This is a genomic window from Helicobacter suis (assembly GCF_902196125.1).
Classification (GTDB): Bacteria; Campylobacterota; Campylobacteria; order Campylobacterales; family Helicobacteraceae; genus Helicobacter; species Helicobacter suis_B.
The window spans coordinates 38,782-54,522 of sequence record NZ_CABIKG010000002.1 but is presented as its reverse complement, the minus strand read 5'-3'; the positions used below and the strand labels follow the sequence as shown (position 1 = coordinate 54,522).

General features: G+C 39.7%; 18 protein-coding genes. 12 read left to right on the top strand and 6 right to left on the bottom strand.

The annotated features are described in order from the left end of the window. Window positions 1-4: 4 nt before the first annotated feature. The 3 genes from infC to G6Q00_RS08695 are packed head-to-tail and all read right to left on the bottom strand — an operon-like array spanning window position 5 to window position 2,474. Window positions 5-520 carry a translation initiation factor IF-3 gene (infC, locus tag G6Q00_RS01050; RefSeq protein ID WP_163498744.1) on the bottom strand — a complete coding sequence of 172 codons (516 nt, stop codon included), beginning with the start codon at window positions 518-520 and terminating at the stop codon, window positions 5-7. Continuing rightward, window positions 517-2,325, bottom strand: coding sequence for a threonine--tRNA ligase (gene thrS / locus G6Q00_RS01045; protein WP_163531636.1), 1,809 nt, complete (start codon window positions 2,323-2,325; stop codon window positions 517-519). Before thrS ends, infC begins: the two co-directional genes overlap by 4 nt. Window positions 2,326-2,345: 20 nt before the next feature. After that, entirely contained in the window at window positions 2,346-2,474 is a 129-nt protein-coding gene (locus tag G6Q00_RS08695; protein ID WP_255298804.1) for a hypothetical protein, read from the bottom strand. 137 nt (window positions 2,475-2,611) lie between these two features. Here G6Q00_RS08695 and recA point away from each other — a divergent pair, with 137 nt between their 5' ends. The 10 genes from recA to G6Q00_RS00995 all read left to right on the top strand — a co-directional run bounded on the left by recA (window position 2,612) and on the right by G6Q00_RS00995 (window position 12,446). Further along, window positions 2,612-3,637 carry a recombinase RecA gene (gene recA / locus G6Q00_RS01040; RefSeq protein ID WP_163531635.1) on the top strand — a complete coding sequence of 342 codons (1,026 nt, stop codon included), beginning with the start codon at window positions 2,612-2,614 and terminating at the stop codon, window positions 3,635-3,637. After that, window positions 3,638-3,880: a hypothetical protein gene (locus G6Q00_RS01035; RefSeq protein ID WP_163498747.1), complete on the top strand. Its 243-nt coding sequence runs from the start codon at window positions 3,638-3,640 to the stop codon at window positions 3,878-3,880. A gap of 10 nt (window positions 3,881-3,890) precedes the next feature. Next, window positions 3,891-4,487, top strand: a complete 597-nt coding sequence (locus tag G6Q00_RS01030) for an AMIN domain-containing protein (RefSeq protein ID WP_240330909.1) — start codon at window positions 3,891-3,893, stop codon at window positions 4,485-4,487. 19 nt (window positions 4,488-4,506) lie between these two features. Then, a complete protein-coding gene (locus G6Q00_RS01025; RefSeq protein ID WP_163531633.1) occupies window positions 4,507-6,135 on the top strand; it encodes a CTP synthase in 1,629 nt (542 codons plus the stop codon). Further along, the gene (locus G6Q00_RS01020) at window positions 6,135-7,016 is read left to right on the top strand and encodes a pseudouridine synthase family protein (RefSeq protein ID WP_163531632.1); all 882 of its coding nucleotides are present in this window, start codon (window positions 6,135-6,137) and stop codon (window positions 7,014-7,016) included. The genes G6Q00_RS01025 and G6Q00_RS01020 overlap by 1 nt, the downstream gene beginning before the upstream one ends. A gap of 9 nt (window positions 7,017-7,025) precedes the next feature. Continuing rightward, window positions 7,026-7,874 carry an ATP-binding cassette domain-containing protein gene (locus G6Q00_RS01015; RefSeq protein WP_163531631.1) on the top strand — a complete coding sequence of 283 codons (849 nt, stop codon included), beginning with the start codon at window positions 7,026-7,028 and terminating at the stop codon, window positions 7,872-7,874. Then, window positions 7,871-8,467: a class II aldolase and adducin N-terminal domain-containing protein gene (locus G6Q00_RS01010; protein ID WP_205426431.1), complete on the top strand. Its 597-nt coding sequence runs from the start codon at window positions 7,871-7,873 to the stop codon at window positions 8,465-8,467. Before G6Q00_RS01015 ends, G6Q00_RS01010 begins: the two co-directional genes overlap by 4 nt. Window positions 8,468-8,569: 102 nt before the next feature. After that, window positions 8,570-10,702 (top strand): ferrous iron transport protein B, encoded by a 2,133-nt coding sequence (feoB, locus tag G6Q00_RS01005; protein WP_163531630.1) that lies wholly within the window; start codon window positions 8,570-8,572, stop codon window positions 10,700-10,702. Window positions 10,703-10,807: 105 nt separating this feature from the next. Further along, window positions 10,808-11,305, top strand: a complete 498-nt coding sequence (locus tag G6Q00_RS01000) for a ferritin (RefSeq protein WP_163531629.1) — start codon at window positions 10,808-10,810, stop codon at window positions 11,303-11,305. 136 nt (window positions 11,306-11,441) lie between these two features. Next, a complete protein-coding gene (locus G6Q00_RS00995; RefSeq protein WP_163498754.1) occupies window positions 11,442-12,446 on the top strand; it encodes a formamidase in 1,005 nt (334 codons plus the stop codon). Here the strand turns inward: G6Q00_RS00995 and G6Q00_RS00990 are convergent. The 3 genes from G6Q00_RS00990 to G6Q00_RS00980 form a co-directional block, all read right to left on the bottom strand. Further along, window positions 12,421-12,594 carry a hypothetical protein gene (locus G6Q00_RS00990; RefSeq protein ID WP_163531628.1) on the bottom strand — a complete coding sequence of 58 codons (174 nt, stop codon included), beginning with the start codon at window positions 12,592-12,594 and terminating at the stop codon, window positions 12,421-12,423. The two genes, G6Q00_RS00995 and G6Q00_RS00990, sit on opposite strands and share 26 nt — an antisense overlap. 164 nt (window positions 12,595-12,758) lie before the next feature. Then, window positions 12,759-13,013, bottom strand: coding sequence for a hypothetical protein (locus G6Q00_RS00985; protein WP_163531627.1), 255 nt, complete (start codon window positions 13,011-13,013; stop codon window positions 12,759-12,761). Between the two features lie 11 nt (window positions 13,014-13,024). After that, window positions 13,025-13,321, bottom strand: a complete 297-nt coding sequence (locus G6Q00_RS00980; RefSeq protein WP_163531626.1) for a hypothetical protein — start codon at window positions 13,319-13,321, stop codon at window positions 13,025-13,027. Window positions 13,322-13,659: 338 nt separating this feature from the next. On the opposite strand from G6Q00_RS00980, the gene G6Q00_RS00975 reads away from it, so the two are divergent. Further along, entirely contained in the window at window positions 13,660-13,986 is a 327-nt protein-coding gene (locus G6Q00_RS00975) for a hypothetical protein (protein ID WP_163531625.1), read from the top strand. 592 nt (window positions 13,987-14,578) lie between these two features. Next, entirely contained in the window at window positions 14,579-15,718 is a 1,140-nt protein-coding gene (locus G6Q00_RS00970) for a capsular biosynthesis protein (RefSeq protein WP_240330908.1), read from the top strand. Window positions 15,719-15,741 lie beyond the last annotated feature (23 nt).

Here is a 15,741-nt window from a genome sequence, read left to right as displayed (position 1 = left end):
AAATTTACTTTTTTTGTGGTACAAAAAGCCACATCACAAAACGACCCTCTGCTTTAGGTTCTTTCTCGGCATTGGCAATATCTCTCATCATCTCTGCTACCTTTTCTAAAACCGCTAACCCCGCTTTAGGATCATGGCTCTCTCTACCCCTAAGCACCACCTTAAACTTAACATGTTTGCCCTCCTCAATAAATTCTCTGGCATGCTTAACTTTATAATTAATATCATTTTGGGCAATCTGGGTAGAAAGTTTGATCTCTTTAATTTCAATCTGCCTTTGCTTCTTTCTAGCCTCTTTTTGCTTTTTCTCACTCTGGTAGCAAAATTTGCCATAATCCATCACTTTACACACTGGGGGCTTAGCACTAGGCGAGATAAGCACTAAATCCATGCCCTTACTCATTGCAATACGCAAAGCTTCCTCTGAGGAAATGATTCCAAACTGCTCGCCTCTCTCCCCCACACAGCGCACCTCTTTTAAACGAATCGCATGGTTTAATAAAACTTCCTCTTTACTCAAAAACTAACCTCTTGCATTTTTGCCTCCATAGATTGAAAAAATTCTTCTTGCAACATTGTATATTGCTTGCCTAAAGCGCGATCGCGAATGGCTAAACTGCCCTGTGCTACTTCCTCTTTTCCCACCACCACAATAAAGGGGATTTTTTGCTTTTCTAAAGAGCGAATTTTTTTGCTTAAAGTCTCATTTTTATCTGCCACACATACAAAAAAACCCCGTTTGTTAAGTTTGTGATAAATTTCTTGTGCATACTCTAATTGATCCATAGAGACCGGCACTAAAGCAATTTGTACCGGCGCGATGAAGAAGGGATAATTCCCGCTGTAATGTTCGGTTAAAATGGCAATGAAGCGCTCAAAAGACCCCAGTATCGCGCGATGAATCATCACGGGTTGTTCTAAATTCCCCGCTTCATTAGTATAACTCAAATCAAAACGCGCGGGTAAATTCATATCCACCTGCACCGTGCCACATTGCCATTTGCGCCTGATCGCATCGGTGATTTTAATATCAATCTTGGGCCCATAAAACGCCCCCCCGCCTGCATCAATTCCAAAAGGAATATTGTGTTCCTCTAGAGCTTGTTTAAGCGCGTTAGTGGCTTGCTCCCAGATGTGATCCTCTCCAATGTATTTAGGTGGCTTAGTAGATAGTTCCATTTCATACTCAAAGCCAAAAACACCCATGACTTTTTTAGTAAATTCTAAAATAGAGAGTACTTCTGTTTTGATCTGATCAAAGCGGCAAAAAATATGGGCATCATCTTGTGTAAATTCGCGTACGCGTAAGAGTCCATGCAAAACCCCGCTTTTTTCATGCCGGTGTACCACGCCATACTCATAAAAACGCAAAGGCAACTCGCGATAAGATCGCAAAGCATGTTCATAAACTTTAATATGCCCCACGCAATTCATAGGCTTAATGCCATATTCCACCTCATCAATGGTTGTAAAGTACATGTTTTCTTTATAGTTTTGATAATGCCCGCTTTTTTGCCATAAAGAACTTTTTAAAATTTCAGGCCCTCTTACCGGTTCATAGCCATATTGCAAAAGGGCTTTACTTAAAAGATTTTCAAGACGCATACGCAAACGCATTCCATTTGGCAACCAAATAGGCAAACCCGCCCCCAAATCCTCATCAAAACAAAAAAGCCCTAATTCCTGCCCGAGTTTGCGGTGATCGCGCTTTTTAGCCTCCTCTAGCTGGTGCAAATACTGCTTAAGCGCCTCTTTAGTGGCAAAGGCAATGCCATAAATACGGGTAAGCATTTCTGCTTTTTCATCACCGCCTAAATAAGCCCCAGCAAGTTTGGTGAGTTTAAAATGCTGCAAAAGGGCGGTGTGGGGTAGATGGGGGCCTCTGCACAGATCTTCAAATTCCCCTTGTGAATAGACACTAAAACTATCGCCCTCAATCCTAGACATCACGGCATGTTTGAGTGAATCGTTTTTAAAGCGCTCTAAAGCTTCTTGGCGACTCATAATGTGTTTGAGAATGGGGTGTTTTTTTGAAGCGATCTCTTGCATTTTAGTCTCAATTACGCCTAAATCGTCCTCAGAAATCTTAGAAGCGGTCTTAAAATCGTAGTAAAACCCCTCTTGCACCACAGGCCCTACAAAAAATTGCGCATCCGGATAAAGCTGTTTAATTGCTTGGGCTAGTAAATGCGCACAAGAGTGGCGGATAATCTCTAAAGCAGGCGGGCTATTATCAAAATAAATCGCCTCCCCAGCCTCCAAATTTTCACTTTGTAAATCCCAAACACGCCCCCCCTTTTTAACACCTATCACCTCTGCCAACAATTCTTCCTTAACATTTGAGCTTAACACCCACTAGAGCCAAAGCCACAGCGTACTTGCGAGTCTACTTTTTCATCTTGAGGGTCTTGCATGGGTTGTAAGCACCCCGCATAACACAGCGCCACCATTAAAGCCACCGCAATACCGCGCATCCTCTCCCAAAAATCACAAAAATTATCTTAATTTTGCCATATAAAAAATAAACATTTGTTTAAAACTACCTGCGTAAGTTAGTTTTAGCTATTCTTTGTTAAAATCCCCAGCTGTAAAACTTGAGTAAGGGGTCGTTGTGGACGAACAAAAACAAAAGGCGTTAGAGTTAGCGATTAAACAGATTGATAAACAATTTGGTAAGGGGGCGCTGATGCGTTTGGGCGATAAAGAAATTGAGCACATTGAGGCCACCTCTACCGGATCGCTAGGTTTGGATATGGCTTTAGGGATTGGAGGCGTGCCTAAGGGGCGCATTGTGGAGGTTTATGGACCCGAATCAAGCGGGAAAACCACCCTAACTTTACACATCATCGCGCAGGCACAAAGAGAGGGGGGCACTTGTGCCTTTATTGATGCTGAACATGCTTTAGATGTGCAGTATGCTAAAAAATTAGGGGTGGATACAGATAATCTACTTATTTCCCAGCCAGATACCGGAGAAGAAGCCTTAGAAATTTTAGAGACTTTAGCGCGTAGCGGTGCAGTAGATGTGATTGTAGTGGATTCAGTAGCCGCGCTCACCCCCCGCGCAGAAATTGAGGGCGACATGGGCGATCAACATGTGGGTTTGCAGGCGCGTTTGATGAGTCAGGCTTTGCGCAAGATCACCGGAATTTTACACAAGATGAACACCACTCTAATTTTTATCAACCAGATTCGCATGAAAATTGGGACTATGGGTTATGGAAGCCCTGAAACCACTACAGGGGGCAATGCGCTTAAATTTTATGCCAGTGTGCGTATAGATATTCGCCGCATTGCTACTCTTAAACAAAACGAACACCCTATTGGCAATCGCGTACGAGTCAAGGTGGTTAAAAATAAAGTAGCGCCCCCTTTTAAAGAAGCGGAGTTTGATATTATGTATGGCGATGGGATTAGCCAAGCGGGGGAATTAATTGATTATGGCGTTAAACTAGAGGTGATAGAAAAAAGCGGGGCGTGGTTTAGCTATTTGGATAAAAAATTAGGGCAGGGGAGAGAAGCGGCTAAGTTAAGCTTAAAAAATGACGGGGATTTAGCCACAGAAATTGCCGGTAAAATTAAAGAAAAACTTTTTAATAAGTCTGATGTAGAGTGGGCTATGCCAGAGGGGGAATAAATGGGTAAAACTTGGCAATTTCTCTATATTTATAGGGGGGTGTTGCTAGGGTTTTCACTCATTGTTGCTTTTGGAATGTATATTGGGAGTTTGCTTTTTGGGGATAGCTCTATTGAGGTGCTTTTAGCCCTTAAGCGCAAACAAAGCGATTTACAAGCCCGCGTACAAAATCTGCAGTATGAAAATGCTAAACTGCAAAAACAGCTCTTTGAACTCAAAGAATTAGAGCCCCCTAAAAGATGATGGGTGTTTGATGTTAAAACAGTTATGCGTTCTTTTATTACTAGGGGCTTTAATTGCCCGTGAAGATCCATTTGAACCTTTGATGAAATCAGAAAATAACATGACCAATCATTTAGCAAATGCCGTACCGGATTATTTTAGGCATGTCAAAATCACTTTGCCAACCACTGCTAGAGTACTCACTAAAATCACCCTCACCTATAAAGATTTAGACGCCTCAATCCATACAAAAACAATTGATATTAACCAGTATATTGACTGGCATTATCCTTTCACATTCAGCCAAGAAGGGGCTATTTTAGGCCCTAAGGAAAATATCTATCATATAGGCAATTTTGATTTTTGGGCTCATAAAAATAGGCTTTATCTGCGCACAAGCGCTAAAATCCAGCGTTCTTTTATTTTGACAAAACCCTATCGTTTGGTACTAGACATCGATCGAGGCGAGCAAGATTTTGATAAACGGCTTATGGTGGGGCAAAAATATGTAGAGCAAATCGCGCTAGAAACCCATGATAATTTTTACCGCTTTTTTATTATCCTAGATGGGCAATACCAATACAAGATTGATCAAAAGACAAACTACTTAGTTGTAGACCTTTATTAAATCTAAAAAAGGAAGGGACATGCACACGCGTTTTATTTTTATCACAGGGGGGGTATTAAGTTCTTTAGGCAAGGGAGTAGCTAGTAGCTCACTAGCCCATCTACTTAAACTTTGTCATTTTAAAGTAGATATTTTAAAGATAGACCCCTATATTAATATTGATCCGGGTACGCTTAGCCCCTTTGAGCATGGCGAGGTTTTTGTAACCGCTGATGGGAGCGAAACAGATTTAGATATTGGGCATTACGAGCGCTTTTTAAATAAGAACTTTTCTAAAGAGAATAATTTTACGACAGGGCAAATTTATTTAAGCGTGATTGAAAAAGAGAGACAGGGCAAGTACTTAGGCAAAACAATACAGGTAATCCCTCATATTGTAGATGAAATTAAAGAGCGTATTTTAAAACTAGGGCAGGGGAAGGATTTTTTAATCGTGGAAGTGGGGGGCACTGTGGGGGATATTGAGGGAATGGTGTATTTGGAGGCTATCCGTGAGCTTAAGAATACTCTGGGCAGTAGCAAGGTGGCTAATATCCATGTAACTTTAGTACCCTTCATTGCCACCAGCCAAGAGCTTAAAACCAAACCCACCCAACACTCTATTATTGAGTTGCGCCGTTTGGGGGTGAGTGCTAATATCATTCTAGCCCGCTGCGCTCAGGATTTGGGGGCAGATTTAAAAGCTAAGATTGCAAGTAGTTGTGATGTGTGTATAGAAAATGTGATTCAAGCCAAAGACGCCCCTAGTATCTATGCCTGCCCTTCTAATTATTTACAAGAAGGGTTACTTAAAGCCCTCTTTGCGCATTTTTCTATGCAAGCCTCTTTAGATCAAACCCAGTTACAGATCTGGCAAGATCTGGTGCACAATATCTTGAACCCACAACGCACTATTGCGATTGCCTTTGTGGGCAAATACACCCATTTAAGCGAATCTTATAAAAGCTATTTAGAGAGCATGGTTTGTGTGGGGGCGCATTTACAGGTTAAAGTAGAGGTGGTTTTTATCAATAGTGAGGAATTAGAGTTACAAGAGGGAGAAAGCATAGAGCAGTTAAAACAAAGAGTGGCTTTAAAAATGCAGGGCATGCAGGGGGTTTTAGTACCCGGTGGATTTGGAGGGCGCGGGGTGGAGGGCATGATTAATGCAATTAACTATGCTAGAGAAAATAAAATACCTTTTTTAGGTGTGTGTCTGGGAGCACAGCTCATGGTAGTAGAATTTGCAAGGGAGGTATTAGGTTTAAAAGACGCGCATTCTTTAGAATTTAAACACACCCCGCATAAGGTCATTGATCTTCTCCAAACACAAGAAAACACCACCCTTAAGGGCTCAAGCATGCGTCTTGGCACGCACAAAATCACTCTTAATAAAAACTCTATTCTTGCAAAAGCCTACAGCGCTTTAGAAATAGAGGAGCGCCACCGCCACCGCTACACGATTAACAAGAGCTATCTTAAAGAGTACGAACAACACGGGCTTAAAGTGGTAGGGCAGAGTGTGGATACTAACAACCAAGTTATCATTGAGGCTATGGCTTTAGAGGATATGCCCTTTTATGTGGGGGTACAATACCACCCCGAGTTTACCTCGCGCCTAATTGCTCCTAATGCTCTTTTAAAAGCCTTTGTACAAGCCTGCATGTAATGCCCTTTGTACGCCAAATTTTTGAGATCAAAGAACCCATTAAGGCATGGAAATTTGTCGCTAATACCTTGTGCTGTAGTGTTGCCAAAGCCCAAAGCCACATTGATAGGGGTCGTCTGCAAACACTAGATCAAAGCCCTCTTAAAAAATCCCAAAAAATACAAGGTTTAATCGCCCTTACTTTCTTTAAAGCACTCCCTTTAGCCCTGCATAAGCCCTTTTTCTCCACCCCCTTTTTTGAAGCCTACTACAAGCCTAAAAATCTCTACTCCCATCCCAAAAACACCCACAGCTTTAGCCTTTATGAGAGTGTTTATAGCCATAACCAAGAAGCGCGCTTGATTCACCGCCTAGATTATGAAACTAGCGGCATTGTTTTAGTAAGTCAAAATAGAGAGCATGAAAAGAGTTTGCGCCAACTTTTTAGTACGCGCCAAATTACAAAAACATACACCGCCTTAGTACGAGGGAATATGTATAACTATGCTAGCGGGGATTTTAGTATCATCTTGCCTATTTTAGAACCCTCTAGTGTGCGAGGCGATCTAGGTGTGCGATCACAAATTAATAGACGGGGTAAATTTAGCGCCACGACGATTAAAATCCTTTGCTTTGATGCTCTTAATAACCAAACTTTACTCCAAATTTCCCCACTTACAGGCCGTACACACCAGATTCGCCTGCATTTAAGTACGCTAGGTTTTCCCATTGTGGGCGAACCTCTTTATACAAAAGATAGTCATGCGCGCGCCTATTTAGACGCTAAAAAAGCAGATTTTAAAGGCTCTTATGCCCCCTTTAAACCACATTTAGCTTTAGAGGCTAGCGGGCTTGATTTTACCCTCTATCATTTGCGCTATTGTCTTAGACTTAACTCTTAAAGGGAGCAGGTGTTAGAGATAGCACTTAACAAGCAGCTTAGTGGCGCTAGTGGGGACTTTGATTTAGAGATTGATCTGAAATTAAAAACCCCGCAAATTATAGGGATTTTAGGCAAATCTGGAGCGGGCAAAAGTACATTATTGCGCATGCTAGCTGGATTAGAAAGACCAGATAGGGGGCGGATTTGTTTTAATAAGGAAGTGTGGTTAGATACAGATAAAAAAATCTGCCTCCCCCCTCAAAAACGCTCTGTAGGCTTTGTTTTCCAAGATTATGGGCTTTTTCCCCATTTAAATGTGTATCAAAATATCACCTTTGCTAATAAGCGCGATTTAGAAAAAATACATGCCATTATTGATCTAATGGAATTAAAAGGGCTTGTAAAACGCAGAATTAACACCCTCTCAGGTGGACAAGCCCAAAGAATTGCCCTAGCGCGTGCTATTCTTAGAGCACTTGATAGCCCACAAGGGATTTTATGTTTAGATGAACCGCTTAATGCCCTTGATTCTAATATGCGCACAAAATTACAAGAAGAGATCAAGTATTTAAGTGTACATTTTAATCTTACAACTCTTATGATCACCCACGATCCAATAGAGGCTTATAAAATGGCAGATACCCTTGTATGCATACAAGAACAATCAAAGCGCCATGTATGCCAAATAAAAACCCCTACACGCTGTGATGATGGATTATTAGCTAAAGTCTTAAATAGTAATAACAATACCCTTACTCTCATGCTTGAATCTCAGGTTTTATCTCTCCCAATTAAGACTTCTTTAGCGCATGGAAGTAGCGTCCTACTCAAATGGTCTACCCCGTTAAAACTAGATGTGTTAGAATCTTTGCCATGAATGTCTATGTACGCGAAGTGGATCAAAAATTACTCGAGCAACTCCAAAAAGTATCGCTTTCCATGTTTCGCAAAGGGTTTTTTAGCATTTTTCGCGGTTCAATTTCAGCGCGCATGGGCGCTACGCGTTTTATTATCAATAAAAACAATGCCGTCTTTGATAATTTAGATGAAGAGTCTTTTATTGTTTTACATGACAAATTAGATTATCGCTGGCAAGAATCAAGCATGGATACAAGTATCCATGCAAGTATCTACCAGTATTTTACAGAAGCCCGGTTTATTGCCTATGCAAGACCCCCCCATGCGATCGCCTATTCATTAAACCATGATCATTTAATCCCTAAAGATTATTTGGGTTGTTCGCTTTTAGGGCAAGAAATTGAAATCTATGATCCTAAAAACTATAAAGATTGGAAAGATCGCTCTTCTACAGATATTTTACACTACTTACAAACTAGTAAACGGCATTTTATTTTTATTAGGGGCTGTGGGATTGTGGTGTATCACCGCGAATTACAGGGGTTATTAAAAATCTTTGATTTAATTGAAGGGAGTTGCCAGATACTACAACTAGCTAGTTTGAAAGAGTGAGGTTTTTAACTTGTAATTTAGTGTGCTTTAAAAATAGGTTTTTGGCTATAATTAGCTAGTTATAATTTTAATAATCATAATAAAATTAAGGTTTTAAGCTTTATGGAAACGATTGTTGTCGCGCTAGTAGGACAGCCCAATGTAGGGAAAAGTTCGCTCATCAATGCTATGAGTGGTACGCATTTAAAAGTGGGCAATTTTGCGGGGGTTACAGTAGAAAAAACAGAAATTAGTGTTGTTTATGGCGGCTACACTATCACCATTATTGATTTACCCGGTATTTATGCGCTTAATGATTTTACCATTGAGGAAAAGATCACCAAGCGCTTTTTAGATCATGAGCCTTACGATCTTATTTTAAATGTAGTGGATTGTACCAATTTAGAGCGCAACCTCACCCTTACCACCCAGCTTTTAAACCAACATAAGATTCTCATCGCCCTTAATATGTGGGATGAGGCATGTAAGGAAGGATTAGAAATTGATATTAAAATGCTTTCTAAAACTCTAGGTGCTCCTTGCATTTGTACCTCCGCTCATACGCGTTTAAATACAGAAAAAATCCTAGAAAACCTCATCACACTCTATCACCAAACCTACACCCCCCCTACAATCACTTATAGCCCCGCCTTTAAACTAGAATTAGATCATTTAGCCAAACAACTTAACACTAATCACTTAGAAAATTTACACGCTTATTTAAATTCGCGCAATCTTAGCCTAGAACAGGGCGCTTATCTCTTATTAGAACAATCTTTACCACAGAGTGTTTTAAATCCCCTAGAAATGATCACACAACTTAAAGAACAAACAGAAAAGCGTTTATGCCAAGCCTTAAAAGAAAGCTCTCTTTCTGTTATTCTCAACCAAGAAACCCTTAAATTTAGCAAACAATTAGCTAAACAAGTTTGTAAACAAACCCCCGCTTCTACTAATTACACAAAAGCCATTGATAAATACCTCATGCACCAAGTGTATGGTATCCCTATCTTTCTAGCGCTGATGTTTTTAGTGTTTTCTTTAAGCTTTTTGTTAGGGGGAGGTTTACAAGGTTTTATAGAAACAGGATTTACTCTACTAAGTGATTATTTAAAAACACATATAAGCAACACAGCTTTAGCTTCGCTTTTAGGCGATGGAATCATCGGTGGAGTGGGGGCGGTGCTCTCTTTTTTGCCACTAATTATGGTGCTTTATCTGGGTATTTCACTTCTGGAGGCCACAGGCTACATGAGTCGTGTGGCTTTTCTCTTAGATGGGATTTTTCATAAGTTTGGTTTGCATGGTAAAAGTTTTATCCCACTAGTTACAGGCTTTGGCTGTTCTGTACCTGCTTACATGGCAACGCGCACACTACAAAACCAGCGTGAAAGGCTTATTACTCTCTTTGTCATTGGTTTTATGAGTTGTAGCGCAAGGCTACCTATTTATGTACTTTTTGTAGGGACATTTTTCCCTGATAAATACGCCTCTTTTGTACTCTTCATGATTTATATAACCGGGGCACTAGTCGCGCTTTTAATGGCAAAATTTCTTAAACTCAGTGTTTTTAGAGGGCAAGAAGAGTCCTTTGTTATGGAAATGCCAAAATATCGCATGCCAAGTCCTAAGGTGATCTGGATGAGTATTTATACGCGATCACTTTCTTATCTTAAAAAAGCAGGTACTTATATTTTAGCCGGAGCTCTTTTAATTTGGTTTGCCTCACAGTATCCTAAAGACCCCCAAGCGCTTATAACTTATAAAATCGCATATGACCAACTCAAAGCCCACCCCTTAGAAACTTCTAAACAAGAGCAGGCTTTGCATTTATTAGAGGAAAACTTACAAAAAAGTAATCTTGAATATAGTCTAGTAGGGCGTATAGGGCAGGCTATCCACGGTGTTTTTAAACCTATGGATTTTAATTGGCAACTTTCTATCTCGCTAGTAACTGGCTTTATGGCTAAAGAGGTGGTTGTCTCTACTTTGGGCGTGCTTTATTCTTTGGGCAATAACCCCCAAGATCAAATGCGTTTTAGAAAAACCCTAGCCCAAAATGTAAGTTTCCCCTCAGCCATTGCCTTTATTGTTTTTATTATGTTTTATATCCCCTGCTTTGCGGCTACTATTACCTTTGGCAAAGAAGCAGGCGGGGCTAAGTTTGTACTTTATTTATTTGTCTTTACTACAGCTGTGGCCTATATTTTTTCTCTTTTAGCCTACTATGTAGCTCAATTCTGCGCTGCTCTTTAAATTCTCAAAATATATAAAATTATAAGAAAAATTAGGCTAAAACTCTTGACTTTGTTTTCTCATTTAGTATATAATAATGATACAAAATTAGTAAAAGGAGTTTTTATGTTGCCTCAAGAAACCGTTAAGTTGCTCAATAGCCAAGTGATGGATGAGTTTTATTCTGCTAATCTGTATATGAGCATGAGTTCTTGGTGTTATACCCATAGTTTTGATGGAGCGGGGTTATTTTTATTTAATCACGCCAGTGATGAATACGCCCATGCGACCAAAATCATCACCTATTTAAATGAAAATGAGGTGGGCGTACATCTCAAGGAAGTTAAAGCCCCTGAGCATGCGTTTCAAAGTTTGGTAGAAATCTTTGAGAAAGCCTATAAACATGAACAGCACATCACCCACGCTATCAACACTTTGGTAGATCACATGCTAAACCACAAAGATTATGCGACCTTTAATTTTCTACAATGGTATGTGGCTGAACAGCATGAAGAAGAAGTGCTCTTTAAAAATCTCTTAGACAAAGTTAAGTTGATGGGTGAGAGTGGGCATGGCTTGTATTTAGCTGATCAATACATCAAAAATACCACTAAAAAATCTTAAATCTACTAGGAGGGGGGCTGAGGTGTAACACACCTCCAAAAGAGTTACCCCTTTTTTATTTACCCTAAATTAGAACTTCTGCCCTAGTATGCCCTTGTGGCTAGATTGGCCACACATCTTATTCTAAGGAGTTTTCATGGGCAGTATTGGCAGTATGGGTAAACCCATTGAGGGGTTTTTAGTCGCAGCGATTCAGTTTCCCGTTCCTGTGGTTAATGGCCGGGCAGATATTGATAAAAACATTGAAAGCATTATTAGAACCTTGCATGCCACTAAAGCAGGCTATCCGGGTGTAGAACTCATTATTTTCCCTGAATACAGCACACAAGGTTTAAACACCGCTAAATGGATCAGTGAGGAATTTATCCTAGATGTACCCGGAAAAGAAACAGAATTGTATGCTAAAGCTTGTAAAGAAGCGGGCGTTTTTGGTGTGTTTTCTATTATGGAGCGCAACCCCGATCCTAATAAAAACCCCTATAACACCGCTATTATTATTAACCCAAAGGGTGAAATCATTTTAAAATACCGCAAACTCTTTCCTTGGAATCCTATCGAACCTTGGTATCCGGGGGATTTAGGTATGCCCGTATGTGAGGGTCCGGGCGGATCTAAGTTGTCTGTGTGCATTTGCCATGATGGCATGATTCCAGAATTAGCGCGCGAGGCGGCTTATAAGGGTTGTAATGTTTATATCCGTATCTCAGGCTATAGCACACAAGTTAATGATCAATGGATTTTAACCAACCGCTCTAATGCATGGCATAACTTGATGTATACCGTGAGTGTGAATTTAGCCGGTTATGATAATGTCTTTTACTACTTTGGTGAAGGACAAATCTGTAACTTTGATGGTACAACTTTAGTTCAAGGCCATAGAAATCCTTGGGAAATTGTAACTGGGGAAATTTATCCTAAAATGGCAGATAATGCCCGTTTGAGTTGGGGCTTAGAAAATAACATTTACAATCTAGGCCACCGCGGATATGTGGCCAAACCCGGTGGTGAGCCAGATGCCGGTTTAACCTATATTAAAGATTTAGCCGCAGGTAAATACAAATTGCCTTGGGAAGATCACATGAAAATTAAAGATGGCTCAATTTATGGTTATCCTACTACCGGTGGGCGCTTTGGCAAATAAGTACATTTAGGGCTACCAAAGCCTCGCTTGATAGCTTAAGCAGTTGGTATTGGTAGTTGCTGCTAAGAGTATCAAGCGTGATAGGGTTTTTATTTTGTGGATCGTCTCTGTTTTGGCGATAGATAATCTGTGTTTTTAGAACTTTCATAGAACCATCTTTATTTACCTTAAGATTTTGCTCGCTGTATTGGTGCAGATAAAACACCCCATTATAACCTTATAGGGTGATATAATTTTTCTTATAAACAAAGTTTGCCTTACCTAAGCCATCTAAACAAAATTTCCCCCGCAGCGTTGTATTCCCCCTTTTAATCAACTAGAGAGTTTCTTTTGAGATTGATCACTTGTAGTCTGATTAATAAGAGTGTAGGGTGAATTATCAAGCGTGATCTTTGTTGTGTAGGTGTCTGTTCTGCTGAACTCTGTATTTGCTTGTTTAGATAAGAGATCATCTAGAAGCGCATTATTAACAGCATACATGGGAAACTCATAGCCTACATGGTTAAAAAAGATATTTGTTTTATCTGAGAATTGGGTTAAATAAAAACGATCTTTTAAAAATTGCAAAGTGAGGTAATTTAAAAGAGGTTTTTTGTATCAGGTTTTGGGGGTTCAAAAAGAAGTGCCGGGTGCTTATTTTTATAAAGGACAAAATTAAGAACTTTAGGATTATTAGTATTGTAAAGCTCTATTTGGCTAAAACCTTCTAAACAAAAACCCTTATAAAGCGCGCTTTCCTCCTCTTTTTTCTCTATAACCCCCAAACAAAACCCTTCGTCCTTAGTACTAAAACTAGAATCTACCTTACCCTCAAAACAACAAGCCTGCAAACAAGAAAAGCTAAAAAACACCCAAATCCATAATATTTTTTTCATTTAGATAGTCTACAGCATTCTTGATAAATGCCTAGTTTAAGTAAGATCAAGATATATATCACGGAGAAATTAGCCCTTATAAAAGTGAAGAAGAGATTTATGAATCTTAAAAGTTGTCTTATTATCTTAGTTTTGTGTTTGCCTTTGCTCTCAAAAAATCACTACTGGAATAGCAATGGCGATATGCATGCTCTATGAATCTCCTCATCAAGCAACACTTGATTCTTTTCTAAAATCTTACTTTTATAAACCCTTAAAACGGCTCAAAAAAGCCACAGGAGAGATACATGTGCTCTCTTTACAGAGAGTAGAAGACCCATCCAAAAAATACAAAGGATATGGAAAAGTATTTCTTAAATTCTAAGGAATATCCGGGTGATCCAGAAGCTGATCAATATGGTTTAAGTTTTGAAGATAATGAATGTTCTTATAAAGGCAAGGTACAGATTTTTGGGCACACTTGGGATTTTATAAGCTCTGGAGGAAAAACAGAACTAATCAGAGACATTAGCCCGTCTGAAAAAAGATGGAGTTTAGAGGAAAATGCCTTGCAGGCTTATAAACAAGGGTTACTTGAAATGAAACATAAAACTAACAAAGCAGGAAAGTACTTAGCCTGTAGAGCTCTTTCTTGCCATCCACGAGCAATACCAGAGCCCCACTAGCCTACTAAAAAAACCTAAATCAATACTTGATATATTTTAATGCCACTAACCCACCGGTGTTTTTCTTATATTGCGCTTGGTTGTGTGAAGTGCCCAAATGCTAAAGACATTTAGGCTTGCTATATTGCCCATAGGAAGAGTCTCACTCTATATCTCTATAGTAGGGATTTTACAGAGTTTAAGCTACCAATGCATTCTCTCAGGTCAAATCGCATCATCTGCCAAAAGCGTAACTTTTTAGCACTCCCTGCGCTAGATACAGATGTATGCGAGTGTTGTACCACAAAATAGTGGGAATAGGTGGCATTCATTCCACCTACTAAAGACAAGTGGGATTTTGCAGAAAATGATTAAATACCCACACACTCCCCGTGTTCTTAAGCTTGCAGGATTGAGAGGATCACCAAAACTTGCCTATCTAGCTTCGTTCGCGATTGTAGTACAAAACCTTTGGCATGGCGCCCTTTATCCGCTTAGCTTAAGCTTGCCGGCTTATAGCGCTAATGGTAATTTTGCCCCACCTTTTGCTAGCTAACAATCTAAAGCTATCCCCTTTTATTTTTTTGTATAATGCCTCATAAAAGCGCATATTTTGAAACCAAAAACCCTTTTGCTTGTAGCGGCCAATCCATTAACCAGCCCGCGCCCTTATCGTATCTACAAACTCTTAGAAGGACAACACCATGTAAGTCTTATGGGGATTAGTAAAACCCCTTTAAAATCTAAATCTAACATGCAAATTTTTACCTACCCACCCTATCCTAAACGCAATTTAATGCAAGAATGTAAGCTCTATTTAGATGTTTTATTAGGAAATGACCATGCCCTTATCTATACCTCTAATCGCTTAAAAATTGTAGAAGTTTTAAATGAAACAAGTTTTGATTTCATCTTTTGCTTTGATTTGGTGCTTTTGCCCATCGTGTTAGCTTATAAAAAACAGGCTAAGGTGATCTTAGATGCGCGAGAATACTATCCCGATCAAGATAGCAGTAATATCCGCTGGCGCTATCTTTTCAAAGGTTTTTTTACCCGTTTAGTTGAGACTTACATGCCAAAATGCAACCATATTTTAAGCGTCTCTAAAGGCGTGCAAGCACTTTATGCTAAAAAGAGAATACAAAGCAGTGTATTTTACTCCATGCCCTTTTACCACGCCCTTACCCCTAAGCCAACTAACCCTCATAAAATCCAAATCCTCTACCATGGGGGCGCTAGTTTAAACCGCAGCTTTGAAATGCTTAAGCCTATGATGGAATATCTCACACAAACTTTAGGCGATACGCGTTTTTCTCTAACTTTAATGTTAGTGGGTACTCCTGCGCGCTTAAAACAGCTTAAACAAATCCTCAACATGGAACAAATCCGGATTATCCCACCTGTGGAGTTTAAACAAATTATTCCCTTTAGCAATGCCTTTGATATTGGGCTTTATTTTAGCCCGCCACGCAATCTCAACATCAAATACGCCATGCCCAATAAATTCTTTGAATATATCCAAAGCCGTTTAGCTCTTTGTGTTGTACCCAATGTAGAAATGCAAGCCATTATCAAAAGCTATGAAATTGGGGTGGTGAGTCAAACAAGTAGCCCACAAGATTTAGCCCTAGCTTTACACCAATTGAGCTTAGAAGACATCACACTTTATAAACAAAACACCAACCAAGCTGCTAAAGAACTTTGTGCTATGCAAAATCAAGATTTACTCCTAAAGATCCTCCAAAGCCTTTAACAATCCGTGTTAATATAGCCCTT